25 protein-coding genes and 1 pseudogene are annotated in these 24847 nt (G+C 74.4%); 17 read left to right on the plus strand and 9 right to left on the minus strand.

The window, feature by feature from the left end; genetic code table 11:
• Nucleotides 1-103 precede the first annotated feature (103 nt).
• Nucleotides 104-904 (minus strand): GNAT family N-acetyltransferase, encoded by an 801-nt coding sequence (locus ACFSJS_RS16975; protein WP_380901161.1) that lies wholly within the window; start codon nt 902-904, stop codon nt 104-106.
• A gap of 413 nt (nt 905-1317) precedes the next feature.
• Between ACFSJS_RS16975 and ACFSJS_RS16980 the strand changes: the two genes are divergently transcribed.
• From ACFSJS_RS16980 to ACFSJS_RS17000, 5 genes are all read left to right on the plus strand, one after another.
• Nucleotides 1318-3021, plus strand: a complete 1704-nt coding sequence (locus tag ACFSJS_RS16980) for a PHP domain-containing protein (protein ID WP_380901163.1) — start codon at nt 1318-1320, stop codon at nt 3019-3021.
• Nucleotides 3018-3668: a hypothetical protein gene (locus ACFSJS_RS16985; protein ID WP_380901165.1), complete on the plus strand. Its 651-nt coding sequence runs from the start codon at nt 3018-3020 to the stop codon at nt 3666-3668. The genes ACFSJS_RS16980 and ACFSJS_RS16985 overlap by 4 nt, the downstream gene beginning before the upstream one ends.
• Nucleotides 3669-3911: 243 nt before the next feature.
• Nucleotides 3912-4361 (plus strand): helix-turn-helix transcriptional regulator, encoded by a 450-nt coding sequence (locus ACFSJS_RS16990; protein ID WP_380901167.1) that lies wholly within the window; start codon nt 3912-3914, stop codon nt 4359-4361.
• A gap of 5 nt (nt 4362-4366) precedes the next feature.
• Entirely contained in the window at nt 4367-4576 is a 210-nt protein-coding gene (locus tag ACFSJS_RS16995; RefSeq protein WP_380901169.1) for a hypothetical protein, read from the plus strand.
• 266 nt (nt 4577-4842) lie between these two features.
• Nucleotides 4843-7233 carry an ATP-binding cassette domain-containing protein gene (locus ACFSJS_RS17000; protein ID WP_380901171.1) on the plus strand — a complete coding sequence of 797 codons (2391 nt, stop codon included), beginning with the start codon at nt 4843-4845 and terminating at the stop codon, nt 7231-7233.
• Here ACFSJS_RS17000 and ACFSJS_RS17005 read toward each other — a convergent pair.
• Both ACFSJS_RS17005 and ACFSJS_RS17010 read right to left on the minus strand, forming a co-directional pair.
• Complete coding sequence (locus tag ACFSJS_RS17005) at nt 7196-7351, minus strand: hypothetical protein (RefSeq protein WP_380901301.1); 156 nt, start codon at nt 7349-7351, stop codon at nt 7196-7198. The two genes, ACFSJS_RS17000 and ACFSJS_RS17005, sit on opposite strands and share 38 nt — an antisense overlap.
• Entirely contained in the window at nt 7338-7841 is a 504-nt protein-coding gene (locus tag ACFSJS_RS17010; protein WP_380901173.1) for a hypothetical protein, read from the minus strand. Before ACFSJS_RS17010 ends, ACFSJS_RS17005 begins: the two co-directional genes overlap by 14 nt.
• A 401-nt stretch (nt 7842-8242) precedes the next feature.
• Here ACFSJS_RS17010 and ACFSJS_RS17015 point away from each other — a divergent pair, with 401 nt between their 5' ends.
• A complete protein-coding gene (locus ACFSJS_RS17015) occupies nt 8243-9400 on the plus strand; it encodes an FAD-dependent oxidoreductase (RefSeq protein ID WP_380901175.1) in 1158 nt (385 codons plus the stop codon).
• A gap of 188 nt (nt 9401-9588) precedes the next feature.
• Nucleotides 9589-11001, plus strand: coding sequence for an amino acid permease (locus ACFSJS_RS17020; RefSeq protein WP_380901177.1), 1413 nt, complete (start codon nt 9589-9591; stop codon nt 10999-11001).
• A gap of 57 nt (nt 11002-11058) precedes the next feature.
• On the opposite strand, the gene ACFSJS_RS17025 is transcribed toward ACFSJS_RS17020, so the two are convergent.
• Nucleotides 11059-11718: a tryptophan 2,3-dioxygenase family protein gene (locus ACFSJS_RS17025; RefSeq protein WP_380901179.1), complete on the minus strand. Its 660-nt coding sequence runs from the start codon at nt 11716-11718 to the stop codon at nt 11059-11061.
• A 266-nt stretch (nt 11719-11984) separates the two neighbouring features.
• Between ACFSJS_RS17025 and ACFSJS_RS17030 the strand changes: the two genes are divergently transcribed.
• A complete protein-coding gene (locus ACFSJS_RS17030) occupies nt 11985-13256 on the plus strand; it encodes a cation:proton antiporter (protein ID WP_380901181.1) in 1272 nt (423 codons plus the stop codon).
• 105 nt (nt 13257-13361) lie between these two features.
• Here the strand turns inward: ACFSJS_RS17030 and ACFSJS_RS17035 are convergent, their stop codons facing one another.
• Together ACFSJS_RS17035 and ACFSJS_RS17040 are read right to left on the minus strand one after the other, a co-directional pair.
• Complete coding sequence (locus tag ACFSJS_RS17035; RefSeq protein ID WP_380901183.1) at nt 13362-13625, minus strand: SAM-dependent methyltransferase; 264 nt, start codon at nt 13623-13625, stop codon at nt 13362-13364.
• A gap of 52 nt (nt 13626-13677) precedes the next feature.
• The gene (locus tag ACFSJS_RS17040) at nt 13678-14205 is read right to left on the minus strand and encodes a hypothetical protein (RefSeq protein WP_380901185.1); all 528 of its coding nucleotides are present in this window, start codon (nt 14203-14205) and stop codon (nt 13678-13680) included.
• 294 nt (nt 14206-14499) lie between these two features.
• Here ACFSJS_RS17040 and ACFSJS_RS17045 point away from each other — a divergent pair.
• Nucleotides 14500-15153: pseudogene (locus tag ACFSJS_RS17045) on the plus strand (IS5 family transposase); the annotation flags it as partial.
• A 118-nt stretch (nt 15154-15271) separates the two neighbouring features.
• Here ACFSJS_RS17045 and ACFSJS_RS17050 read toward each other — a convergent pair.
• Nucleotides 15272-15925, minus strand: a complete 654-nt coding sequence (locus ACFSJS_RS17050) for a TetR/AcrR family transcriptional regulator (protein WP_380901187.1) — start codon at nt 15923-15925, stop codon at nt 15272-15274.
• 117 nt (nt 15926-16042) lie between these two features.
• On the opposite strand from ACFSJS_RS17050, the gene ACFSJS_RS17055 reads away from it, so the two are divergent.
• The 5 genes from ACFSJS_RS17055 (at nt 16043) to ACFSJS_RS17075 (ending at nt 21194) form a co-directional block, all read left to right on the plus strand.
• Complete coding sequence (locus ACFSJS_RS17055) at nt 16043-17053, plus strand: hypothetical protein (protein WP_380901189.1); 1011 nt, start codon at nt 16043-16045, stop codon at nt 17051-17053.
• Nucleotides 17054-17421: 368 nt separating this feature from the next.
• On the plus strand, nt 17422-18024 hold the full coding sequence (locus tag ACFSJS_RS17060; RefSeq protein ID WP_380901191.1) for a hypothetical protein: 603 nt from the start codon (nt 17422-17424) through the stop codon (nt 18022-18024).
• A gap of 23 nt (nt 18025-18047) precedes the next feature.
• Entirely contained in the window at nt 18048-18566 is a 519-nt protein-coding gene (locus tag ACFSJS_RS17065; RefSeq protein ID WP_380901193.1) for a toxin-antitoxin system, toxin component, read from the plus strand.
• Nucleotides 18566-19762: a DUF6545 domain-containing protein gene (locus tag ACFSJS_RS17070; RefSeq protein ID WP_380901195.1), complete on the plus strand. Its 1197-nt coding sequence runs from the start codon at nt 18566-18568 to the stop codon at nt 19760-19762. The genes ACFSJS_RS17065 and ACFSJS_RS17070 overlap by 1 nt, the downstream gene beginning before the upstream one ends.
• Complete coding sequence (locus tag ACFSJS_RS17075) at nt 19752-21194, plus strand: NAD(P)/FAD-dependent oxidoreductase (RefSeq protein WP_380901197.1); 1443 nt, start codon at nt 19752-19754, stop codon at nt 21192-21194. The genes ACFSJS_RS17070 and ACFSJS_RS17075 overlap by 11 nt, the downstream gene beginning before the upstream one ends.
• Nucleotides 21195-21357: 163 nt before the next feature.
• Here ACFSJS_RS17075 and ACFSJS_RS17080 read toward each other — a convergent pair whose 3' ends face one another.
• On the minus strand, nt 21358-21549 hold the full coding sequence (locus tag ACFSJS_RS17080) for a hypothetical protein (RefSeq protein ID WP_380901199.1): 192 nt from the start codon (nt 21547-21549) through the stop codon (nt 21358-21360).
• 261 nt (nt 21550-21810) lie between these two features.
• On the opposite strand from ACFSJS_RS17080, the gene ACFSJS_RS17085 reads away from it, so the two are divergent.
• The 3 genes from ACFSJS_RS17085 (at nt 21811) to ACFSJS_RS17095 (ending at nt 24111) form a co-directional block, all read left to right on the plus strand.
• Complete coding sequence (locus tag ACFSJS_RS17085; protein ID WP_380901201.1) at nt 21811-22293, plus strand: hypothetical protein; 483 nt, start codon at nt 21811-21813, stop codon at nt 22291-22293.
• Nucleotides 22294-22896: 603 nt separating this feature from the next.
• Entirely contained in the window at nt 22897-23196 is a 300-nt protein-coding gene (locus ACFSJS_RS17090; RefSeq protein WP_380901203.1) for a con-10 family general stress protein, read from the plus strand.
• Nucleotides 23197-23475: 279 nt separating this feature from the next.
• A complete protein-coding gene (locus tag ACFSJS_RS17095; RefSeq protein ID WP_380901205.1) occupies nt 23476-24111 on the plus strand; it encodes a hypothetical protein in 636 nt (211 codons plus the stop codon).
• 262 nt (nt 24112-24373) lie between these two features.
• Here ACFSJS_RS17095 and ACFSJS_RS17100 read toward each other — a convergent pair whose 3' ends face one another.
• Nucleotides 24374-24793: a CBS domain-containing protein gene (locus ACFSJS_RS17100; RefSeq protein ID WP_380901207.1), complete on the minus strand. Its 420-nt coding sequence runs from the start codon at nt 24791-24793 to the stop codon at nt 24374-24376.
• Nucleotides 24794-24847 lie beyond the last annotated feature (54 nt).

Here is a 24847-nt window from a genome sequence, read left to right on the forward strand (position 1 = left end):
CTCATCCCTGTCTGCGTTCGGGGCAGGTGCCTGCTCCCGTCCCCCTGGCCCACCGCCCTCGACCGAGGGCCGTCGAGTGCGGCCCGCCCGGCGACCGGAGATGTCAGCTCCTCAGGCCGTAGAAGCGTATCGGTGAGTTCGGTGTGAACCCGATACGCGGGTACACCGGGGCTCCGGCGGCGGTCGCGTGCAGGGTGGCGCGGGTCAGCCCGGTGGCCCGGGCGCCCTCGTACAGCGCCTTCCGCGTCACCGCCTCGCCGTACCCCCTGCGTCCCCATTCCGGAGCGGTGGCGACCAGCGCGACGAAGAGGCGGCCCTCCGCCTCCACCGTCGCCGCGCAGGTCACCGGAACACCGTCCCGCACGCCCAGGTAGGCGTGCACCCGGTCCTTCCACAGACGGGAGCCGAGGAGCCCGTCCCGGCCGTCCTCCAGGGGGAATCCGTAGGCGCGCGAGTTGATGTCCGCGTAGGCCCGCAGGTGTTCGTCGGTGGTCACCCGCACGAACGTCAGGTCGGGGTGGGCCGGTTCGGGGACGGGGAGCAGGTCCCCGGCCATTCCGGTGCCGGGGAAGGCGTACTCGAGGCCTGCCCGCTCGGCCGCCGCCTCCAGCGCCGTGCGTGCGTCCTCGTCGAGGAGGTCCTCGAAGACCCACAGGAAGCCCGGATGCTTCTTCGAGCGCATGATCTCCGCTGCCCGGCCCAGGCGTTCCCCGGTGGTCCCGGCGTCCGCGCCGGCCTCGGTCAACGTGATGCAGTTCCAGAAGGCGAACCGGCAGTCCGCCCAGCGGACGGCGATGCCTGGGAGGTCCCGCACGTCCGCGTCCGGGTTCCGGTCGAGCACCATGGCCCGCCAGACCACGGCGAGTTGCTCCATCGATTCGATGGAGTCCACCAGTTCCGTCACCGAGACCTCTCAAGCGGTCGAGCGGGCAGGGAGTCGACCGGGCAAGGATATGCCCCCGCCGGTCCCGCCACCACGGCCCTCGTCCCGCATCGGGCGCGGCGCCCGGAAGCCGAAGTCCCCCTCCGGCCGGGGCCGTTCCGAAGGCCGCTCCCCCACCGGCCGGCACCGCCGCGCCGCCCTCGCCGCCGACCGCCTCGCCCGCACCGTCCCCGTCACCGACGCGGCGCACGTCGCGGCCCCGGCCCGCCGCCGCGCCGGCGCACGCGGCCGCTCCTCCGACACGGGACTCCCGCATATGCCAGGTGACGCGCAAACTGCGTTCGCGGGTCAGACGGGTGCCACCCGGCGTTCATCTGCCCTCCCGAGGGTTCCCCTCGGCAACCGCCGACGCCTGGAACACCTCAGGAGCGCCCATGGGTACCGGACACCATCACGACAACCACCCCCACCCCCATCACCACCACGGTGGGGAGGCCGAGCCCACGGCGCTGCCCGCGGCCATGGACCCGTCCGTGCCCGACGAGGAGCTGAGCCCCGAGCAGCTGTCGCGGCGCGGCATCCTGCGCCGGGCCGGTCTGCTCGGCGCGGGCATCGCCGGCGCGAGCGTCCTGCCGGGCGTCGCCACCCCCGCCGCCGCGGCTCCCGCCGCCTCCGGCAGGGGCCGCGGCGGCAGGCTGCTCTGGCTCGCCGGCGACCACCACATCCACACCCAGTACAGCTCGGACGGCATGTACCGGGTGGCCGACCAGGTACGCAACGGCACCCGCCACGGTCTGGACTGGATGGTCATCACCGACCACGGCAACGCCGACCACGTCCGCATCGGCGTGGAGAAGGTCAACCCCGACATCCGGCAGGCCCGCGCCGAGTTCTCCGACGCCCTGGTCTTCCAGGGCCTGGAGTGGAACATCCCCGGAGCCGAGCACGGCACCGTCTTCGTCCATCCCGGGGCGAACGAGGTGTCGGTCCTCAAGCAGTTCGAGGCCGACTACGACGGCAGCGTCAACGGCACCAGCGGCAACAGTCCGCAGAACGAGGCCCTGGCCATCGCCGGTCTGGACTTCCTGGCCCGGCAGGTGAGCCGCAGGAAGGTCAAGGACGCGCTGATGCTCGCCAACCACCCGGCCCGGCGCGGTGTGGACTCCCCGCACGAGATCCGCGGCTGGCGCGACGCCCAGCCCGCCATCGCGATCGGCATGGAGGGCGCTCCCGGCCACCAGGCCGCCGGCATCCCCGCGCCGCACGGCCCCGGCAGCGCCCGCGGCTACTACGGCGGAGCCCCCGGCGCCGGCTCCTGGCCCGGCTACCCGGCGGAGAGCTACCGCACCTGGGGCGGGTTCGACTGGATGACCGCCACCGTCGGCGGCCTGTGGGACAGCCTGCTGGCCGAGGGCAAGCCCTGGTGGATCACCGCCAACTCCGACTCCCACGTCAACTGGGGCGACCTGTCCAAGCGCCCGGCGGACACCGACTTCGGCGCCGACGGCCACCACGGCGACCCGGTGTACTCGGGGGGTCCCAACCTGACCGCCGGCGACTTCTGGCCCGGCCAGTACAGCCGCACCCACGTCGGCGCCCGCGACTTCTCCTACGCCGCGGTGATGGAGGGCCTGCGCGAGGGCCGGGTGTGGGTGGACCACGGCGGCCTGATCTCCGGTCTGGACGCGCGGCTGCGCAGCGGCGGCCGGTCCGTCACCCTGGGCGGCATGCTCCGGGTCAGGCGCGGCGCCCGGGTGGAGCTGGTCGTCGACATCGCCCTGGCCAACGGCGCCAACTGGGCGCAGTTCGTGCCCACCCTGGCCCGGGTGGACGTCATCCGGGGAGCGGTCACCGGCCCGGCCTCCGACCCGGACACCATCAGCGCCCCCCACACGCGGGTCGTCAAGTCCTTCGAGGTGGGCAGGTCCACCGGCAGCGTACGGCTCACCTACGACCTGGGCAGGGTGGACAGCCCGCTGTACGTGCGGCTGCGCGGCACCGACGGCAACCGCAGCCAGCCCGGACTGGGCGGTGCGGACGTGGACCCGCACGGCCCGGCGCTGGACGTGGTGGGCGACGCCGACCCGTGGCTGGACCTGTGGTTCTACTCCAACCCCATGTGGGTGATCCCCTCGTGACCGAGGCCGCCCCGACCGGCGTTCCGGCCGGCACCGTGATCGGCCTGGACGCCGGTCTCGGCGGCCTGCACGAGGCCGACCACCTGCTGCTCGCCCTGGCCGGGCAGCTTCCGGAGGTCGCCTTCGCCTGCACCCACCGGGTACCGGAGGCACCCGGCCGCATCGTGCTCTCGCTGGCGCTGCCGGACGCGGTGGCGGCCGAGACGGCTCTGGACCGCCTCGCCGCGTCCGGTGGCTCCCCCGCCTCGCTGCTGCCCCCGGGCACGCACGCCGTGCTGGGGGACCGCCGGCTGCCCCTTCCCGGCGGCGCGGACGGGCGCCCGGCAGCCACGGAGGGCTGGGGCGCCGCCCGCGCGGCCGCGGCGGAGTGCGCCGCCCGCACCGGGGGGCGAGCGGTGGTCTTCCCCGGCTCGGCCGACCTGCCGGCGGTGCTCGCCGTCGGCGAGGTGCCGGAGCGGAGCGCCATCACGGCGGTCGAGGTGCTCGGCGGCACCCCCGTCGATCCGGCGGCCGCGCTGGACACCCGGAACCATCTGCGTCCGGAGTGGCGGGACGGCGCGCTGCTCCTGAAGCTGGTTCCGGCCCGTGGGGGTTACCTCCCCTTCGACCTGCCCGACCCGCACCCGTGCTGCGCCGCGCACGGATGACGCCGGGCGGGTGACCTCCGGGGGCGCGGTGCCCGGGCACGTCGTGTCCCGGCGCCGCGCCCGCTTCCCGGCACCCGGCTCATCGTGCGGGCCCCGGCCCGTTCCCGGGCCCCGAGGTGCCGCCGCGGCGCCCGGCGGGGCGTCCGCAGCCGCGCCGGGCACGGCCCGCGCCACCGTCGTGCCGACGGACCGGCGGGCCCGCGGCGCTGGGCAACTCCGGCGCCGCGTGGCACGATCGCCCGGGTGAGCAGCAGACCCGCAGCAGCACGGCACCTCCGCGGTCTCGCGAGGCTGCGCCGCGTCCGCGACCGGATCGGCCGGGGGTGTGCGCAGCCGCCGGACACCGAGGCGCTCGCCCGCGGCGTGAACATGTCGGCCGGGCACCTGAGCCGCCAGTTCCGGCTCGCCTGCGGCGAATCCCCGTACGCCTGCCTGATGACGCGCCGCGTCGAGCGGGCGATGGCGCTGCTGCGCCGGGGGGACCTCGGCGTCACCGAGTTCCGCCTCGCGGTCGGCTGCTCGTCACCGGGCATCTTCGGCACCCGCTTCACCGAGCCGGGCGGCATGCCGCCCGGCGCCTACCGGCGCCTGGCGGCGGACGCGACCGCCGGGATGCCGTCGTGCGTGGCGAAGCAGGTGACCGGACCGGTCAGGAATCGAGAAGCGCAGGCCGCGGGAGCGCACCTAGCGTGATCGCCATGGACATCACCCTCCGCTCGGCCGTCCTCCCGCACGGCGCCCCGGACGCCTCCCCGGCCCTCCACCGGGACGTCCTCGGCTTCGAGGCCCACGACGCCGTCGGAAGCGGCGCGATGCGCCGGCCCGCGGCCGGTCCCGCCGGCCGGCCGCGGGAAGTGCGCGACCGCGCCTCCGCGGGCGACCGGACACGGACCGGCGAACCGCGCTGAGCCCTCCGGCGACCGCGGCCACGTCCCGCGCGGGGGCACCGCGCAGCAGGCCGCGCGCGGGGCCGACGGCGAACCGCTCCAGGGCCGACGACACCGAACCCCGCTCCCGCGCCCGGCTCGCCCCGCCGCCGGGCACCGGCCCGCCGCGACCGCGCCGGCGCGGGAGCCCGACGCACTGCCCGACACACTGCCCGAGGCCGCCCGGACCGAGCCGGGCGGCACCGACGGGGCCGCGGAGGCGGCTCCGCCCGACAGATGGAGACACGATGAGCAGGGCCACGAGGACGGACACGCAGCCGTTCGCGCCGCACGTCGCCGACAGCCACGCACTGATCCGCGTGCACGGCGCGCGCGTGAACAACCTCAAGGACGTCAGCGTCGAGATCCCCAAACGCCGGCTGACGGTGTTCACCGGCGTCTCCGGCTCGGGCAAGAGCTCCCTGGTGTTCGGCACGATCGCCGCGGAGTCGCAGCGGCTGATCAACGAGACCTACAGCGCCTTCGTCCAGGGGTTCATGCCGACGCCGGCACGGCCGGAGGTCGACGTGCTCGAAGGGCTGACGACCGCGATCATCGTCGACCAGCAGCGGATGGGCGCCGATCCCCGCTCCACGGTCGGCACCGTCACCGACGCCAACGCGATGCTGCGCATCCTCTTCAGCCGGCTCGGGCAGCCGCACATCGGCCCGCCCAGCGCGTTCGCCTTCAACGTCGCCTCGGTCCGGGCGAGCGGTGCGATCACGGTCGAGCGCGGCGCCGGCAAGCCCGTGAAGGCGACCTACAGCCGCACCGGCGGCATGTGTCCGCGCTGCGAGGGCCGGGGAACGGTCTCCGACATCGACCTCACCCAGCTCTACGACGACTCCAAGTCGATCGCCGAGGGCGCGTTCACCATCCCCGGCTGGAAGTCGGACAGTTGGTGGACCGTGCGGCTCTACGCCGAGTCGGGCTTCCTCGACCCGGACAAGCCGATCCGCGAGTACACCGCGAAGGAGATGCACGACTTCCTCCACCGCGAGCCGACCAAGGTGAAGGTCGAGGGCGTGAACCTCACCTACGAGGGGCTGATCCCCAAGATCCGGAAGTCGTTCCTCTCCAAGGACCGGGAGGCGATGCAGCCGCACATCCGGGCGTTCGTGGACCGGGCGGTGACGTTCACCGCCTGCCCCGAGTGCGGCGGCACCCGGCTCAGCGAGGCGGCCCGGTCGTCGAAGATCGCGGGAATCGGCATCGCCGACGCCTGCGCGATGCAGATCAGCGACCTGGCCGCCTGGGTCCGGGACCTGGACGAACCGTCGGTGGCGCCGCTGCTCGCCGCGCTGCGGCAGACCCTCGACTCGTTCGTCGAGATCGGGCTGGGCTACCTCTCGCTCGACCGGCCGGCGGGCACGCTCTCGGGCGGCGAGGCGCAGCGCACCAAGATGATCCGCCACCTCGGCTCCTCGCTGACCGACGTCACCTACGTCTTCGACGAGCCGACGACCGGACTGCACCCGCACGACATCCAGCGGATGAACGACCTGCTGCTGCGGTTGCGGGACAAGGGCAACACCGTGCTGGTCGTCGAGCACAAGCCGGAGGTGATCGCGATCGCCGACCACGTCGTCGACCTCGGGCCCGGCGCCGGCGCGGCGGGCGGCACCGTCTGCTTCGAGGGCACCGTCGAGGGGTTGCGGGCCGGCGGCACCCTCACCGGCCGCCACCTCGACGACCGGGCCGCCCTCAAGGAGTCGGTGCGGAAGCCCACCGGAGCGCTGGAGATCCGCGGCGCGACGGCGCACAACCTGCGCGACGTCGACGTCGACATCCCGCTCGGGGTGCTGGTCGTCGTCACCGGTGTCGCCGGTTCCGGCAAGAGTTCGCTCGTGCACGGGTCGATCCCCGCCGGTGCGGGTGTGGTCTCGATCGACCAGGGCGCGATCCGCGGCTCACGGCGGAGCAACCCGGCGACGTACACCGGGCTGCTCGACCCGATCCGCAAGGCGTTCGCGAAGGCCAACGGCGTGAGGCCGGCGCTGTTCAGCGCCAACTCCGAGGGCGCCTGTCCCACCTGCAACGGCGTCGGCGTCGTCTACACCGACCTGGCGATGATGGCCGGAGTCGCCGTCACCTGCGAGGAGTGCGAGGGGAAGCGGTTCCAGGCCGCGGTGCTGGAGCACCGCCTCGGCGGCCGCGACATCAGCGAGGTGCTCGCGATGTCGGTGGACGAGGCCCGGGAGTTCTTCGGCGCAGGCGAGGCGCGGACGCCGGCCGCGCACCGCGTCCTCGGCCGGCTCGCCGACGTCGGCCTGGGCTACCTCGGCCTCGGCCAGCCGCTCACCACGCTGTCCGGCGGGGAGCGGCAGAGGCTCAAGCTGGCCACCCACATGGGCGAGAAGGGCGGCGTGTACGTCCTCGACGAGCCGACCACCGGCCTCCACCTCGCCGACGTCGAGCAGTTGCTCGGTCTGCTCGACCGGCTCGTCGACTCCGGCAAGTCGGTCATCGTGGTCGAGCACCACCAGGCGGTCATGGCGCACGCAGACTGGATCATCGACCTCGGCCCCGGTGCCGGGCACGACGGCGGCCGGATCGTCTTCGAGGGCACGCCCGCCGACCTCGTCGCCGCCCGCTCCACCCTCACCGGCGAACACCTGGCGGCCTACGTCGGCGCCTGACGGGAGCCCGCCCCCGGCGGAAAGCGGAGGTCCGCGCGGCCGCCCCCGGCCAGGCGGCCTCCGCTTTCCGCTCCTGCACGCCGTCGGTGAGGAGGAGCAGCCGGTCACCGGGGCACAGGTCGAGTTCCTGGAGGCGGTAGGGGGCGGGTGAGGGGGACGCCGGAGGGCAGGTCGGCCCAGAGGGCGACCTCCTCCACCACCCCGCCGCGCAGGGCGGCGACCACCGAGGTGGCCGGCAGCGCGGAGTCGGTGTCGTGGCCCATGGCGTCGGTGACGGACAGGTGCAGGGTGTCGCGGTCCGGGGCGAAGCCGTAGGTGCCGCCTCCGATGGTGGCGGCGGGCACCAGGGCACCGGCGGCGGTGAACCGGTCCGCTTCGCGGCAGGAGGCCGTCGGCAGCAGGTGGTGCCGGATCCCGGCGGCCGGGCCGACGGGGACGGTGCGCCGGCCCCGCCGGCGGAGGTCGGTGAAGCGCCGGTCGGTGGCGATGGCGTGGGCCGGGGCGTGCGCGGCCTCGCCCACCTGGTCCGGCACCGTCCGGTCGGGGTCCGGCAGGGTCGCCTCCGGCAAGCCGACGGGGTCGCCGCGATCGGTGGTCGGCGCGATCACCCGCTGCCCGCCCTCCCCGCCCGGTTTCCGGCGGGGGTCTCCCGCGCCGGGCCGCGGGTCCGCACCGGAGCCGGAGCACCGGAGTCCCCTCACCGATGGTCCGAGCTTGCCGAGCCTATCGAATTTCGATAGTTTTCCATCGTTCTTCGATGGAGGAGAGGCGATGGGACGGCTGGTGGTGCCTGCGCTGCGCGCCGTGATCGCGGCCCTGCTCGCCGACTCGGTGCCCGCCCGGGCGGTGGCAGAAGCACCCCACCGCCGGCCCGGAGAGCGCCGATGATCCGGGGACGCGGACCGGCGAAGCGCTGCGGCGGTGCCCCGGCCGACGGCCTCTTCGCCCCCCGCCCGGTCCGGTAGCCCCTCGGCGCCGACCGACGACGGACCCCGACAAGGAGCGGACCGTGAACGCAACCGACAACTCCCACCCCCTGGGGGCCGCGGCCAGAGCCGACGTCCTGGTGGTCGGGGCCGGGCTGGCCGGCCTCCACACCGCCACGCTCCTCGCCCGACGGGGCCACGACGTACTCCTGGTCGAGCGGCGGGCCCGTCTCGCCGGCGCGATCCGCACCACGGGGATCTTCGTGCAGAAGACGCTCGACGACTTCCCGCTGCCCCCCGAGCACCTCGGCCCGCCGATCCGGCGGGTGGTGCTCTACCCGCCCGGCCTGCGCCGTCCGGTCAGCCTGGTCAGCGCCCGCGACGAGTACCGGGTGGGCGACATGGGACCCCTGTACGAGACGGCGGCGGCCGCCGCCGTCGACGCCGGCGTGCGGATGGCGCTCGCCACGCGCTACGCCGGCCGGCAGGGCGACACCTGCCGCCTGGTCGGCCGCGGCGGGCCGACGGCGGTCCGGGCGCGTTTCGTCGTGGGCGCCGACGGCGCCCGTTCCAAAGTCGCCCGCGACCTGGCCCTCGACCGCAACCGCCACCTCCTGGTCGGCGCCGAGGAGGTCTTCGAGGTGCCCGGGAGCGACGAGCCGCCCACCTTCCACTGCGTGCTCGACCCCTCGCTCGCCCCCGGCTACCTGGCCTGGGTGGTCAACGACGGGCGGCACGCCCACGTCGGCGTCGCAGGGTATGCCGACCGCTTCCCGGAAGGTCTCCGCCGGGCCCTGGAGCGGTTCGGCGCCTCAGCGCCCGGGCTGGCCGGCGTGGACCGCCCCGAGGCGGTGGAGCGGCGCGGCGGCCCGATCCCCGTCGGCGGCGTACTGCGGCGGATCAGCTGCGCCGACGGGCTCCTCGTGGGGGACGCGGCGGGTGCGGTCTCCCCGCTCACCGCCGGCGGCCTGGATCCGTGCCTGCGGCTGTCGGAGTTCGCGGCCGCGGTCCTCGACGACGCGCTGCGGACCGGGAGACCGGAGGTGTTGGCCGGCTACGACGGAGCCGCCTTGCGCGCCCGCTTCCGGGGACGGCTCGTGCTGCGCAGGGGACTGGCCCACGTGCGGACGCCGGCCTGGGCGGCTGCGGCGTTCACCCTGCTGCGCACGCCGCCGGGCCGGGCGGCGGCCGGCCGGGTCCTGTTCGGCGACAGGTCCTTCCCCGACCCTCCGCGCGGGTGACCCCGGTCGGCCCCCTCGGTGGCACGGGACGATCGACGGCCCGAAGTTCGCAATGGCTCATTTTTTACGGCATCGGGGAGGGCCATAGAGGACAAAAGCGAGCGATTTGGAGCAGCGTCGCTCCATGCCCGACCATGGGCACCGCCCGGTGATCCCGGGCATCAGTTCGAAGAGAGGCGCACCACCCCATGCACGTCACCGGAACCGCCCCGCAGCCGGCTCCGGCCCCGCAGGAGATCCCCGCGGCCACCGTCCCCGCCGAAGACCCCGCCGGCAGCACCGGCGGCACCGGCAGACACGCCCGCCGCTTCGGGCTGCCCGTCGCCACCGCCCTGGTCATGGGCAACATCATCGGCGGCGGCATCTTCCTGCTCCCGGCCTCCGTCGCCCCCTACGGCACGATCAGCCTGGTCGCCTTCGGCGTCCTGACCGTCGGCGCCATCGCCCTCGCCCTGGTCTTCGGCAGGCTCGCCGAGCGCGACCCGCGCACCGGCGGTCCCTACGTCTACGCCCGCGAGGCCTTCGGCGACTTCGCCGGCTTCCTCGCGGCCTGGGCGTACTGGATCACCGCCTGGGTGTCGAACGCGGCGCTCGCCGTCGCCGCCGTCGGCTACCTCGACGTGCTGGTCCCGGTCGGCGACCACCGCTGGACCGCGTGCCTGGCCGCACTCGTCCTGCAGTGGCTGCCCGCGCTCGCCAACTTCGCGGGCACCCGCTACGTGGGCGCCGTCCAGCTCGTCACCACCGTGCTGAAGTTCGCGCCGCTGCTGCTCGTCGCGGTCGGCGGGCTGTTCTTCTTCGACCCGGACAACCTCGGCCCGTTCCAGGCGGGCGACGGCAGCGCGATCGGCGCGGTGTCCGCCTCCGCCGCCATCCTCCTCTTCTCCTACCTGGGAGTGGAGTCCGCCTCCGTCAGCGCGGGCGAGGTCGGGAACGCCCGGCGCAACGTGGGACGCGCCACCGTCATCGGCACCGCCGGCGCGGCGCTCGTCTACCTGCTGGGCACGCTGTCCGTCTTCGGCACGGTCGCGCACGACCGTCTGGTGGGGTCCACCGCGCCCTTCTCGGACGCCGTGAACGCCATGTTCGGCGGCAGTTGGGGCGGCTGGGCCGTCGCGCTCGCCGCGCTCGTGTCGATGACCGGCTGCCTCAACGGGTGGACGCTGCTGAGCGCGCAGACCCCGTACGCCGCGGCGCGGGACGGCCTGTTCCCCGCCGCCTTCGCGCGCAGGCGGCGGGGCGTTCCCACCGTCGGCGTCGGCGTCACCGTCGTCCTCGCCTCACTGCTCACCGTCTACAACTACACGTCGGACTCGGCCAGGGTCTTCGAGGTCCTGGTCCTGGTCACCACGTTCACCGCGACCGTGCCGTACCTGCTGGCCACCGCCGCGCAGATCTTCCACCTCCTTTCGGGGCGGCGCGAGCCGGTCGACCGGGCGCGCCTGGTGCGGGACGCCGTGGTCGCGTCCGTCGCGGCCGCCTTCTCCGTCTGGCTGGTCGCCGGCGCCGGATACGCGGCGGTGTACCAGGGCGTGCTGTTCCTGTTCGCGGGGGTCATCGTCTACGCGGTGATGGCGGCCCGGCGGCAGCGGACGGCCTGATCCGGCCGCGCCGGTGTGCCCGGCGCCCCGGCCGGGGCGCCGGGCACACCGGCGCGGTCACGCGGGGCCTTCCTCCGGGTGCGCGGACGAACCGTCCCCGGCGTCCGCCTCGGCGACCGGCAGCAGACGCGAGCGCAGCCAGCTCACCCCGTCCGTCCCGCCCGTGCCCTTCGCGTCACCGATCAGGCGTTCCACCAGGGTGATGTGGGCTTCCTGCCAGCGCCGCAGCTCCCTGCGGACCTCCTCGAACCCCGCGGTGACGCTCTCGGGGACCGCTCGCCCCCCGGCGCTCCCCCGGCCCGGCTCGCGCGCCGGCGCACCGAGTGGCCCGCCCGCTCCGAACAGGGCGAACACCTTCGCGAACTGCACCGACTCGCCGGCGCTGGCAGTGCCCAGAAACTCGCGGAAGGCAAGGAAGTGGGCGCGCGGCAGGTGGTCCAGCGTCTCGACGTGCTCGCGCAGCATGCGCATCACGGCAGCGGCGCGGCGCAGTCCCGTCTCGGTGTCGGACCATTCGCGCGCGCCCCGCTCGCAGGCGCGGACGGCCGCTCCGAGGTCGACCAGCAGTTGCCGCAGCAGCAGTTCGGCCGACTGGTGCACCACGATGAAGAACGTCTCGGACGCGCCGACGGCCTCCCCCAGTTCCCCGGCGCGCGGGTGCTGCAGCCTCAGAAGTTCGGGAAGGTGCAGGTACTGCTCGTACTGGTTCACCGGCACGGGCCACTCCCTCCATGCGGGCCGCCGGGCGGTGCCCGGCCGGAACGGGAAGTGCCCAGCGTCTCGCACGGCGGCGCCGGCGGGCCGCCAGGCACGCCGGGCGTGCGGGGGACACCGGTCGGCCCGGGCCCGGAGCGCTGCCCGGTACGGGGAGCGGGCGGGGCGGGGCCCGCCGCCCGGTCCATGCTCCGGCCCGCTTGGGGCACGGGTAAAGTGCCGACGCGGTACTTCGGCGGCCGATCGGGCGACAGTGGGGAGCGCATCACGTGGTATTGGTCATGGTCTTCGGGGTCGCCCTGCTCGTGGCCGTGCTGCTGTCCGGGCTGGCCGCCCGGTCCGTGCTCTCCACCTCGCTGCTGTTCCTGGTGGGCGGCGCGCTGGTCAGCGACGGCTTCCTCGGGCTGATCCACATCACCCCGGACAGCGACATCGTGGCGGTCACCGCCGACCTGGCGCTCTTCGCGGTGCTGTTCACCGACGGCATGCACGTCTCCTTCCCGGCCCTGCGCCGGGCCTGGCGCAACCCGGCCCGTGCGCTCGGTCTGGGCATGCCGCTGGCCTTCGCCGGCGTCGCGCTGCTGGCCCACTTCCTGGCCGGCCTGGACTGGACGACGTCCTTCCTGGTCGGTGCGGTCCTGGCCCCCACCGACCCGGTGTTCGCCTCGGCCATCGTGGGCCGCAAGGAGGTGCCGGCGAAACTGCGCCAGCTCCTCAACATCGAAAGCGGCGTCAACGACGGCCTCGCACTGCCCTTCGTCCTGGTCCTCATCGCCGCCGCCGCGCCGGCCGGGCATGCCGAGGACGCCGACCTCGGGGCGATCGCCGTCGAACTGCTCCTCGGCCTGCTGTTCGGCGTGGCCCTCCCGCTGCTGGTGCACTGGCTGGTCCACTTCCGCCTGCTGGGCGCCGAGCCCCGGCTCCAGCCGCTGCTGCCGCTGACCGTCGGCGTGATCCTGTACGCGGCCTGCCATCTCACCCACGCCAATCCCTACCTCGCCGCCTTCTCCGCCGGCGCAGTGATCGCCGCCGTGGCGCCGCAGGCCAAGGAGGCCTTCGAGCCGCTGGGCGAGTCCCTGGCCGAACTGGCGAAGTTCGCGGCGCTGCTGGTCTTCGGCGCGCTGCTGACCCCGCAGCTCTTCGGCGACCTGTCCGCCGGCGGCTACGTGGTGGCGGTGCTGTCCATCGTGCTGATCCGCCCCGCCTCGCTGCTGCTGTCCCTGGTGGGCACCGACTTCGACCGGAAGGAGAAGCTCACGGCGGCCTGGTTCGGCCCCAAGGGCTTCGCCTCGGTGGTCTACGGGCTGCTGGTGCTCCAGGCCGGCATCCCGCAGGGCGAGGAGGCGTTCACCCTGATCGCCGTCACCATCGCCTTCTCGATCATCGCCCACAGCAGCACGGACGTGCCGATCGCACGGGTCTTCGACGTCGAGGAGCTGGCCGGCATCCCGGACGACGGCCGGGGTCCGTGGTCGTCGCCGGGCGGAAGCGGCGCGGACGGCGCCCCGGGGAAGGACGGCCCCGGCGACCGCCGCGGCTGACCGGCTCGGTCCGAGCCGGCCCGCGACGCCCTGCGGGGGCGGGCGGCCGCGGAAGCGCACGGCCCTCGCCCGGCGTCCGGGGGCGGGGGCGGGGACGGGGACGGGTCAGGGTTTGCGGGCGACGCCGGCGTACAGCAGCACGTCGGCGTCGGCGGGCAGCGCGTCCTCGGGTTCCCCGGGACGCCGGCGGTGGGGCGGGACGACGCCGGGTTCGACCGGTTCCGGTCCGGCGAACAGGCGGGCGATCCGGTCGCGGGAGCCGTGGACGGCCGGGAGGCCGGCACGTGACGGCCGCCGGTCCCCAGGGTGGCGCTCTGCGTCCGTCCCGCGGAGATCCGCTCCAGTACGGCCGTGGGCAGCCCGGTCCACTCCCGGCCCGCCCGGCCGGGGAGGGCGGTGACCCGGCTGGAGGTCTGGGCGCTCAGCCGGCGCAGCAGCGGCTCCGGCCCCCGCCCTGCCGGTCCGGCCGGGCCGACAGCTCCAGCAGCCGGTCGCGTTGCCCGACGCTTTCGCGCAGCGCGTCGGTCAGGCGCCGGAGCGGCCGGTTGAGGAGTTCGGGTGCGGTGCACGTCCGGGCCGGCACCAGCAACGGCAGTCCCGCCTCCCGCGCGGCCTCGGCCACGGCCGTCCCGGGTTCGCCGGGAGAGGCGACGGCCACGGCCCCGGCCCGTGCCAGGGCCCGCAGCGCCGACTGCGGGCGGCCGGGCGGACCGTTACCGGCCGGCAGGACGGCCAGCGTGTTCCGGGCGCGGCCCGCCCCGGGGCGCAACCGCCGGTCCGGACCGCCCTCCCCCACCTGCTCGATCACCCGGGCCGCGGTGCGTTCGCCGTACGCCCCCGCCGGCTTGCGGGCCCGGGGGCGCGCCGTGGACGCAAGACCTCGGCCCGGTGCCGCCACGGCGCGGAGCAGGGCGCCGTCTCCGGTGGTGAGCTCCTCCAGGGTCGGCATCCCGTTTCCCCCCGCGCTTCGGTGTGGGTGGTCGGTCCTCCCGACGGAGCCGCGCCGGCAGGCGGTCGGCCGGTCCGCCGGCGGAGCCGGACGCGGGCGTCGGGCGAGGAGGAAGGGCGCACCACCGCGTGTGCGGACGGTGATCCACCGTGACCGGATCCTGCTGTGTGGGTGAGCGGGACGTCAACGAACGAATGTCCCTTCCCTGCGATCGTGCGTGGGGGAGGAATCCTGTTCACGGCGCTTACGGGCCATCTCATGTGGCGTAGCCGGTAGCCTGCGGGCGCGACGGTCGTGGAGCGTCCGGTGCCGGATGAGCTGTGGGAGCTGTTCCAGCGGGTGGTACCGCCTGCTCCGACCCGCCCGCACCGGCGGCGGCCGCCGGCACGGTGACCGGGAGGTGCCGGCCGCGATCATCTTCGTGGCCACCTCCGGCTGTACCTGGCGGCAGCTGCCGTCCGCGTCGTTCGGACCGTCCGAGGCGACCGCGCACCGGCGGTTCGCCGAGTGGAGCCGGGCGCGGGTGTGGGCCAGGCTGCACCGCCTGGTCCTGGACGAGCCCGGTGCCCGGGGCGAGCTGGACCGGACCCGCTGCGCGATCGACTCGGTGACCATGCGGGCGACGAAAAAAGGGGGAGCCGACCGGCCCGAATCGAAGTCGACCGGGGCAGGTACGGCTCGAAGATCCACTTGATCACCGACCGGTCCGGTCTGCCCCTCTCGGTCGGCATCTCCGGCGCCAACACCCACGACGGCCAGGCCCTCCTCCCGCTCGTGCGCGGTATCCCGCCCGTTCGCTCCCGCCGCGGGCGACGCCGCAGGCCCGGCAAGCTCTGCGGAGACAAGGGCTGCGTCCACGCCCACCTGCGGCGACGGCTCCGCCTTCGCGGCATCCGCCGGCATCGCCTGCACCCTCATCCGCTACCGCCGTCTCGCCAAACAAGACGACTTGTAAATGAGGATCAGCCGAGGTACGGCCGAAAGGGACAGCAGGACCCCGGCGGTGTGATTGTCGGGGTCCTCGTCTTGGGTCGAGCAGGAACCACACAGACCGGTTGAGTCGACTTCACGGCTGGGTTCGTCGCTCGGCGGCGTCGAACGCGGGCGCGAGCGGGGCCAGCGCCACGCGGAGCTGGTCGGGCAGCGAGCCGGAGGGCACGACCAATCCTCCGGCGCCGAAACTCTCGACGGCACCTGTGTTCCCGGTCGGCCGGAGCCAGCTTTCCAACGCGATGCGAACCGCCGCGGCCACGCTCGCCGCGAGAACGCGGGCTGTGTGCGACCCGGCATCGCCCAGGCGTTCGGCGATCACCGACGTGAGAGGGGGCTCGATACCGGCGGTGGTATCGAGGAACGCGTCGCGCAGCGTGGTGCGGGTGGTGATCAGCAGCAGCGCCTCGCGTTCACGCTCACCGGTGTTCGCGTACTGCCCGACCACTGCTTCGGTGACGGCGTCAGCCAGGCGTACTCCTGCGGGCCGGGCTGCGACCGCTGCCGCGATCCGCGCCTCCCGGTCCGCCGTAACAGCGGAGACAATCGCCTGCTCACGGCTGGCGAAGTAGTTGTTATAGGTACGCGGCGAGACCCCGGCCGCCTCGGCGATGTCCTCGACCCGCACCTGGTCCGGTCCCCGCTCCACGGCCAGGCGCAGGGCCGCCTTGCGTAGCGCCTCGCGCGTGGCCTGCTTCTTCCGCTCCCGCAGCCCTGGTGGTGTCGTCACGGTGTCAGCATTCCACACAAGAATGCGTGCACGCAAACTTGCGTGCACGCACTTTTACTGTCAGCCTCGACCCGAACCGGGACCGACAGAGAGGACGTCACCGTGCGAGCAAGAGGAATGACCTACGACACCGGATTCGTCGTGCATGGCCAGACATCCCGCGAGCACTTCGACCTCGCGGCGGTCCGGCGCGAGCTCGCCATCATCCGCGACGACCTGCACTGCAACGCGGTCCAGATCATCGGCGGCGACCCGGACCGACTGGAGGCAGCCGCCGGTGCCGCCGCCGGGCTCGGCCTGGAGGTCTGGTTCTCGCCCTATCCGCTGGAGCTGGATCCGGAGCAGATCCTCACGCTCTTCCGCGACTGCGCCGAGCGAGCGGAACGGCTCCGGCAGCAGGGGGCCGCAGTCGTGTTCGTCGCAGGGGTCGAGCTGAGCGTGATGAACCGCGGATTCCTGCCCGGAGGGAGCCCCGAGGAGCGGGTCGAGCAGCTGATGAGCCAAACCGAGCGCCGGGCCGAAGCGATGCGCGAGCTCGGCGTGCGCATCAACACATTCCTCCGCGACGCCGCGGCCACGGTCCGCGAGCGCTTCCAGGGAAAGCTCACCTACGCATCCATCCAGTTCGAGCAGGTCGACTGGACTCCCTTCGACATGGTGACGTTCGAGCTGATCCGCTCCGCCGGCGTCGCCGACCGATTCCGGGACGCGGTGCACACCCTGGCCCAAGGCCCGAAGCCGCTCGCTATCACCGGGTTCGGCACCGCGGCCTACCGCGGCGCGGGAGACCGAGGTGGGCGGGTGCTGGAAGTGGTCGAGCACGATCCGGAGACCAGGGCCCCTGTACGGCTCAACGGCATATACGAGCGCGACGAGGCCGGCCAAGCCGCATATCTGGACGAACTGCTGGAGATCTTCGAGACAGAGGGCGTGGACAGCGCGTTTGTGTTCTTGTTCTCCTCGCACGGCTACCCGCACCGCCCGGACGGCGACCCCAGGGACGATCTGGACCGGGCCGGCCTGGGCATCGTCAAACTCCTCGAAGGGCGCCGGGGGCAGACCTACCCCGACATGGAATGGGAACCCAAGGCCGCCTTCGCTGCAGTGGCGCAGCGGTATCGGAGGTGACAGGCCCCGCGCACGGTGACCACGGTTCGGGATCCGCACTGCGGCGCAACGCAGATCCCGAGGTGGCCACGGAGATGACCGCGGCCGGCACCTCCCGGTCACCGTGCCGGCGGCGGCCGCCCTGCGGGCGGGTCGGAGCAGGCGGCACCACCCGCTGGAACAACTCCCACAGCTCATCCGGCACCAGGCGCTCCACGATCGTCGCACCCGCAGACCACCGGCCACGCCACATGAGATGACCTGTCATTGCGGAGCCCCGGTTGAATTCGATCGCATGGGCGGCGCATACGATCGTGTCCGTGGACAGCCCCGTCCGAGCGTCGGGCCGTAGTCTCGGCGGACGACCGCACGCGCCCCTTGGAGGATCCGTGGCCCGGACCGACCCCTACGATCGTCTGCGCGCCCTCCTGGAACGCCTGGACGGGGCCCTGGAGAGCAGGGGGGAGACCCGCGAGGACGTCCTGGACATCGAGCGGTTGTCGGCCGCGACCGGTCTGACCAAGCGGAACGTCGGCTCCCTCCTCCGCGGCAGGAGACTGCGGCCGCGGGACCCGGAGGAGTACGTCCCCCAGCGGGTGGTCCGGCTGCGCGAGCGGCACGAGGCGGCGTGCGGCAAGACGCTCGCCAGGATGGTCGACGACCTGACGGCCGGCGGGAGGATGAAGGAGGCCTGGGCGCGCCTGCTGCTCCAGGGGCAGAGGGTGCCCAGCGTGCCGCATCTCACGGTCCTCGCCGACTACTTCGGGGTCGAGGTGGTGTACTTCACCGATCCCGGTCCCGTCGCGCTCGCCCGGGAGCTCCGGCCGATCGTCGAGGGGCTGGAACCGGACACCTTCGAGGAGCTCATGAGACGCTTCGAGATCCGGGAGGTGCACGCCCGCGCCGACGGCCCCCTCACCGAGCAGCAGAAGAGGACCATCGCCGGGCTCATCGAAGTCGTCCTCAGCCAGGGAAAGGGGACACGGCCGTGAGCACGTGGAGGACGAGGCGTGAGGTGAAGCGTTTCGCCGACGCCGTCACCAGCCGGCTCGACGGGCCGGTGACCTCCCGCCAGATGTGCCGGGAGATGTGCCGCACCATGAGCGAGCAGCGCGGGCGGCCCATCGGGCTGCACCACGTCGAGTTCCCCCCCGGCTCGGCCACCGGACTGATGCTGGTCCGCGAGCACTGTGACACGATCCTCGTGGACAGCCGCGCCACCGGACCCCACGAGATCCTCATCACCGGGCACGAACTCGGGCACCTGCTGGACCCCGAGCCCGGTCGGTACGTGGACGGTGCCGTGGCGGCCGCCCGCATGCTGGCCGAGGCCGACGACGTCGAGCGCGCCTGGAGCGAGGTGCTCCGCGTCGCGGCGCGCAACCACGCCCAGGACCCCTGCGAGGAGCGTGCGGAGGCCTACGGTGAGGCCCTGGCCAGCCGGCTCCTGCCCTGGCTGGCCGACGGCGCCCGGGGCACCGGGCCGGGCGGCGGGCTCGCGGGCCGGATCTCCGCCTCGCTCGGGCCGCGGTGATGGACTCCGTCACCGACTACGTCGACTACCGCTGGCCGGCGGCCTTCCTGGCGGCCGCCCTGGTCGCGAAGCGGGTGACGCGGACGCGGTTCTGGGCGAACCCGCTGCTGCGGTCGGTCGGCGGTCTGCTGGTGCTGGCCGTCTGCGTGTGCGTGTTCGTGACGCCGCCGATGATCGTCTGGGTCAACGACGTCACGGGGGTGCCCAACCTGGCCGCGCCGTGGGTCTACACCCTGCTCACCCTCTTCAGCTTCTCCTGCCTGCTGATGATCATCGCCTGGCAGCGCGGCATGGACAGGGCCCGCCGCGTGCTGGGATGGACGACCGCCGTCTACGCGGCGGTCGTGGTGGCGCTGTGGGTCCTGTTCGCACTCGCGGACACCCCCGTCGAGCGGATCCGGGACTTCGACACCTTCTACGCCACCACGCCGTACGCACGTGAGCTGATCGTGCTCTACCTGCTGGCCCACGCCGCCGCCGGGACGGTGACCTCCGCGCTGGTCTGGAGCTGGCTGTTCTCCGGGAAGCACGAGGTCCGAGGCTGGCTGCTGGCGGGGCTGGCCATGCTGGGCGGCTGCTACGCCCTGAACATCGTGTTCGACGTCCTCAAGCTGACCGCGGTGGTGGCGCGCTGGAACGGCCACGACCTCGACTGGCTCAGCACCAGGGCCGCCCCGCTGGCCGGCGCGTTCAGCGCCGTCCTGGCCGGCCTGGGTTTCCTCACCCCGCACCTGGGCGAGGACCTCCAGGGCCGCCGGGCGGCCAGGGCGGCCTACCGGCGTCTGGAGCCGCTGCACCGGCTGCTGCAGGAGGCCGGCGTCCTGCTGCGCTCCCCGGCCACCGGCCGGGCCGACGCCTACCTCGCCCTGACCCGCCGGGACACGGCCGTCCGCGACAGCGTCCTCAACCTGGCACCGTACCTGGACGCGGCGCTGTGGGACCGGGCCCGCGCCGAGGCCGCCCGGCACGGGGCCGCCGCGGGCGAGGAGGGGGACGGCCTCGCCGGGGCGGTGGTCCTCACCGCGGCCCTCGGCGCCCGCGGCGCCTCCTCGCCGCCGGAGACCGCCCTGGACGTCACGGCGATCCTCGGCCGCCTCCCCGCGATAGCCGACGCCCTGCGCCGCCCCGACGCCCTCGAGACGGTCCGCCGCCGGTGTGCGGCCAGCACAGGAAGCACCCACGCCCATGACCGATGACCGCACCGCCCCGGTGGCAGAGGCGATCGTCTGCGGCGGCGGCCTGGCCGGCGTCCTCGCAGCCCGCGCCCTGGCCGAACACGCCCGCGTCACCGTCGTCGAGAGCGACCTCCTGCCCGAGGAGCCCGAGCACCGCAGGGGGCAGCCGCAGGCCCGGCACGCCCACCTGCTGTGGTCCGGCGGAGCCCGCGCGATCGAGGAACTGGCGCCGGGAACGATCGGGGAGCTGGTCGCGCGCGGCGCCCACCGGGTGTCCATACCCCGGGACATGGTCGCGCTCTCCCCCCGGGGCTGGTTCCGCCGCTGGCCCGAGTCGCACCACGTGATCGTGTGCAGCCGCCCCCTGCTGGACTCCGTCCTCCGGCGGCGCGTCCTCGCCCATCCGCGCATCACCGTCCTGGAAGGAACCCGGGTCCTGGGCCTGACCGGCGACCGGCGTGCGGTCACCGGCGTCCGCACCGACAGCGCCGGCCCGCGGCCCGCCCGGCTGCCCGCGGACCTGGTCGTCGACGCCACGGGCCGCGGGTCCCGCACCCGGGTCTGGCTGGAGGACCTCGGTCTGCCGGTCCCGGCCCAACGCGTCGTCGACCCCGGCCTCGTCTACGCCAGCCGCACCTTCCGGGCACCCGTACACGCCCGGCACGGCTTCCCCGTCGTCACCGTCCAGGCCGATCCGCGCGGGCCGGGGCCCGGGCAGGCCGGGACGATCGCCCCCGTCGAGGGCGGCCGGTGGCTGGTGACGCTCTCCGGGACCCGCGGCGGGGAACCCACCGGCAGCGCCGAGGACTTCGTCCCGTTCGCCCTCGGCCTGCGCCACCCCGTCATCGGCCGGCTGCTCGCCGGCGCCACCCCTCTGACCGGGGTGGCCGTCACCCGCAGCACCGCCAACCGCCGCACCTACTACGAGCGGGTCCGGTGCTGGCCCGACGGGCTGGCGGTCGTCGGGGACGCGCTGGCCACCTACGACCCGGTCTACGGGCAGGGCATGTCGGTGGCCGCCCAGAGCGCCGTCGCCCTGCGCGAGACGATCACCCGCCACGGCTGGGGACCGGGCCTGGCCCGCCGCGTCCAGAGGGCCGTGGCCCGTCCGGTGGCCTCTGCCTGGGACATGGCCGTCGGCCAGGACGTCTTCTACCCCGGAGCCGTCCCGGGCGGCCCTTCCTTGCGGGACCGGCTGGTGGCCGCCTACGTCAGCCGCCTGCTGTACTCCTCGACCGGCGACGAGGCGATGGCGTACGCCCTCACCCGCGTCACCTCCATGGAGCACGGTGCCCCCGCCCTCCTGCGCCCCCGTGTCCTCCTGGGCGCCCTGCGCGGTCCCCGGCGGCCGCCGCTCGGCGGGCCGCCCCTCTCGGACGAGGAGATGGGCGCCGCCACGACCCCCTCCCCGGCCCCGGCCGGCCCGGCGTCGCTTCCGACCCGCGCGCGTTGACACCGCTCCGCCCGGCCGCCGGGAAGCGCAAGGGCGCCCTCCGAACCGGTGCCGTGACCGCCTTCCCGGTGCGGGAGCCGGCCGGGGGGCGGCTGCCGGGGCAGCGCCGGCCACCGGCCCGTTCCGGGCGCTGACGCAGCACCGCAGGCCGTACCGGGGCCCTCTACAGGTCCCGGTGGCCGGGAATGCCGGTCGGCCGGTGGGCGGGCCGGCGGAAGTCCAGGGCCCGGGCGGCCTCCTGGAGGGCCGTCTCGGCCGTCTCGCGGGCCTCGGCGGGTACGTCGCCGCGCTCGCGCACGAGCCGGTCGTAGATCGGCGTACCGGGCGTGGGCACGGTGCCGGACGTGGGTATCACCGGTGGTCCTTCCCCGCTGCAACGTGTGGAACGCTCCGAGCCTAAGGCAGGACGAGGCGCGACGAGAGGCAAAACCCGCAAGAAGAGGCCCGGTTGCGAGGAGCGCGAGCGCTCCTGGTGAGCCGGGGATGTTCGCACCCGTGCCGATGTGTCCCCGTTGCGGGGCACCCGGGCGCGGTGCACCGCGCGGAAGCGGACGGGACCGCACCGCCGGCGGAGGGTTACGGTTCCTCCCCGGCACACCCGGCAGGAGGCGGAGGCATGGCGTCGGCAGACGACCCGTTCGCGGAGCACAACCCCCTCGTCATGTTCGTACTGGTCCACGCCGGCGTCCTCGGCACCCCGGCGCTCCTCGTGCACGGGCTCTGGAGCGGGATCCTGCTGCTGGTCCGCGCGCGGAGGGTCCCGGCCGCGGTGACGTGCACGGCGGCCCTGAAGTCCGCCGCGCTCCTGGTGTGGGCGGGGGCGGTCGGCATGTACACCTGGGGGCTGCTGCTCCTGGCCTTCACCGACGACTACGGCCGGTCCATGGAGTGCCACGCGGTCGGCGCGGAACGGGTCGTCGGCTACGACCCCTCGTTCGTCCCGCTGCGCTCCGGCTGCCGCCTGGACGACGGGCGGACGGTCGACGTGATCGTCCCCGACTACGTCAACCCCTGGGTGCTCCTGCTGACCGCGTGCGCCCTGCCGCTCACCATGGCCGTGCGGGCCAGGAACAACCGGGCCGAGGAACGCACCGGTTGACGGGCGCGCCGCACCCGCGAGCCGTGCTTCCGGCCCGGACCGCCTCGGAGCCGGTCCGGCTGCCGACGGACCCGCTTCACCTCACGCCCGACCGGCTGCGGGCCCCAGCCTCCAGGCCCGAGACCCGGGCTCCGGTCCTGGGACTGAGGGGGTTTCGGTTTCGGTGAAGCTGCCGGGTGACGGTGTCCAACCGGTCCGCGCCGAAGGCCGGAGTGCCGTGCTCCCCTGCGGAGGGAGGACTTCCGGCCGGTGACGGCCGCTTCCATGGGGCCGGTGGCTCCAACGCCCCATCGGTCACGGCGCGTTCCGAGCGAAGGCGCACGAGGGCCAGGTGGTACGCGCGGCCGCCGTCCGGCAACCGCCTCCGGCACGGGAGGAGTCCGGGTGCGGCGCAGGCCGCGCCGGCGGTGCCGCACTGCCGGGGTTTCCGCCGGCGCTTTCCGCGGAACCGGTAGCAGCCCGGACTCCCCGCGATGGACGAGCCGAAGAGATGGGGCGTCAGGAAACATCTGCATTTTCTGCGACATGAGGTGATTACTGCTCAACACGTCGGGCATTCGATGGTGCGAAGGGTTCTGAACGGAACGAACGAAGGGAGCGACCATGACCGCGTCCAACAACCCCGGCAACTTCGCCAACGACCCGCAGCGCGCCTCCGAGGCCGGCAGCAAGGGCGGCCAGAACAGCGGCGGCAACTTCGCCAACGACCCGCAGCGCGCCTCCGAGGCCGGCCGTCAGGGCGGTCACGAGAGCGGCGGCAACTTCGCCAACGACCCGCAGCGCGCCTCCGAGGCCGGCCGTCAGGGCGGCCAGAACAGCGGCGGCAACTTCGCCAACGACCGCGAGAAGGCCTCCGAGGCCGGCCGCAAGGGTGGCCAGAACAGCGGCGGCGGGCAGCGGTAACTACCGCATCCGCGGGGCGCGTTCGCGGACACCGCGAGTGCGGCCGTACGCCACGGGCCCGGTCCTCCGACGCATCGGAGGGCCGGGCCCGGCCCATGCGGTGGGTGCCGCCCCGCAGCCGGACTCCCCGGGCGCCGCACGAGGGGCCGGTGCGTACCGCTTCTCGGGCCGACGGTGCGGTGCCCCCCGTCACCCGGGCCCCGTGCAAGGATGGTCAAATATGGACATCCCTCACATCACGCCCTCACCGTTGACGGCCTCCCGGGCAGGAGGCCGCCCGTGAACCGTCAGCCCCGCCAGGAGACCCGCACGGATACCCGGGTCGTCCTGCGTCCCGGCGCCAGCCCCCTGCCTCTGGGGTTCCTCGCCCTCGCCTTCGCCACCACCGTCTTCAGCGCGCTCCAGCTGGGCTGGATCGGCGCGGCCGAGGGGCGCTCCGCCGCCCTGGCCGTCCTCGTGCTGACCGTGCCGCTGCAACTGCTGGCCTCGGTGCTGGGCCACCTGTGCCGGGATCCCGGCGCGCTGACGGGAATGGCCGTGCTGGCCGGTACGTGGGCCGTCGCCGGGACCACCACCGCGCTCCTGCCTTCCGGCACGTACAGCGACGCACTGGGGGTGGCCCTGCTCGCCTCCGCGGCGATCCTGCTCGTGGCGGCTTCGGCCGACCTCGGCAAGCCGGTGGCGTGCGCCGTCGTGACCCTGGCCGCGATCCGCTTCGCCGTCACCGGGATCACCGAGATCACGGCCTCGTCCGCCTGGGAGACGGCCGCCGGGCTCACGGGGCTCCTCCTGGCCCTCCTGGCCCTCTACGCCGCGCTCGCCTTCCTGCTGGAGGAGGTGCGCGGCCGTGCGGTACTGCCGCTGCTGCGCCCGCAGCCGGTCGGGGACGAGCCGGGAGTGCGCCCGCGGTTGTAGCCGGCCGCTTCGGGCGGGCCGGTGCGCCCCCTCCCCCGCCGGACGTCGGGTGGCGCCGGCGCCGGCGCCACCCGACGTCCGGCGGGGACGCTCGGGTCCGCTGTTCGGTGCCCGCCCACCGCCGTCGCTGTCTCGGGCGGTGACCGGCGCCGGCCCCGTCCACCGGCCCGCGGAGCGCTGCCGCCGGCAAGGGGCCGAGCCGCGGCTCGGGAACCCGCGGCCGCCGCCAGGGCCGGGATCAGGCCCCCTGTCGATGCACGGTTCAGCGGTTCGGTTCCGTGGCGCTGATGTCGCCCAGAGCCGAGCCGCGGTCCTGTTCGAGGGCGAGGTCGCCGAGGCTGACCACTCCCACCAGGACGTCGCCGTCCAGCACCGGCAGCCGGCGCAGCGCGTGCTCCCGCATCAGCCGGACGGCCTCGGAGACGTCGTCCTGGGCGGAGCAGGTGACCAGGTCGGTGCTGCCCACGTCCTGGGCCGTGGTGGACTCGACGTCGCGGGCGTCGGCCATGGCCCGCACCACCAGGTCGCGGTCGGTGACCAGGCCGCGCAGGTGGTCGCCTTCAGCGATCAGCACCTCGCCGATGTCCTCTTCCCGCATCAGGCGGGCGACTTCCACGATCGGGGTCTGCGGTGTGACGGTGGTGGGGTCGGCTGTCATGATTTCGTTGATCTGCTGGGCCATCGGTCCCTCCGGAGTGGTTTCGGGGTGGCCGGCGGTGCGCACCGCCGACGGGCC

Source organism: Streptomyces desertarenae (assembly GCF_042681365.1).
Lineage (GTDB): Bacteria > Actinomycetota > Actinomycetes > Streptomycetales > Streptomycetaceae > Streptomyces > Streptomyces desertarenae.

Bases quoted from the DNA above. Each gene is read 5' to 3' on its own strand.
- ACFSJS_RS16980 (WP_380901163.1), top strand. From the start codon at position 1,318: ATGGGTACCGGACACCATCACGACAACCACCCCCACCCCCATCACCAC.
- ACFSJS_RS16995 (WP_380901169.1), top strand. From the start codon at position 4,367: ATGGACATCACCCTCCGCTCGGCCGTCCTCCCGCACGGCGCCCCGGAC.
- ACFSJS_RS17000 (WP_380901171.1), top strand. From the start codon at position 4,843: ATGAGCAGGGCCACGAGGACGGACACGCAGCCGTTCGCGCCGCACGTC.
- ACFSJS_RS17020 (WP_380901177.1), top strand. From the start codon at position 9,589: ATGCACGTCACCGGAACCGCCCCGCAGCCGGCTCCGGCCCCGCAGGAG.
- ACFSJS_RS17040 (WP_380901185.1), bottom strand. From the start codon at position 14,205: ATGCCGACCCTGGAGGAGCTCACCACCGGAGACGGCGCCCTGCTCCGC.
- ACFSJS_RS17055 (WP_380901189.1), top strand. From the start codon at position 16,043: ATGACCTACGACACCGGATTCGTCGTGCATGGCCAGACATCCCGCGAG.
- ACFSJS_RS17070 (WP_380901195.1), top strand. From the start codon at position 18,566: ATGGACTCCGTCACCGACTACGTCGACTACCGCTGGCCGGCGGCCTTC.
- ACFSJS_RS17075 (WP_380901197.1), top strand. From the start codon at position 19,752: ATGACCGATGACCGCACCGCCCCGGTGGCAGAGGCGATCGTCTGCGGC.
- ACFSJS_RS17085 (WP_380901201.1), top strand. From the start codon at position 21,811: ATGGCGTCGGCAGACGACCCGTTCGCGGAGCACAACCCCCTCGTCATG.
- ACFSJS_RS17090 (WP_380901203.1), top strand. From the start codon at position 22,897: ATGACCGCGTCCAACAACCCCGGCAACTTCGCCAACGACCCGCAGCGC.
- ACFSJS_RS17100 (WP_380901207.1), bottom strand. From the start codon at position 24,793: ATGGCCCAGCAGATCAACGAAATCATGACAGCCGACCCCACCACCGTC.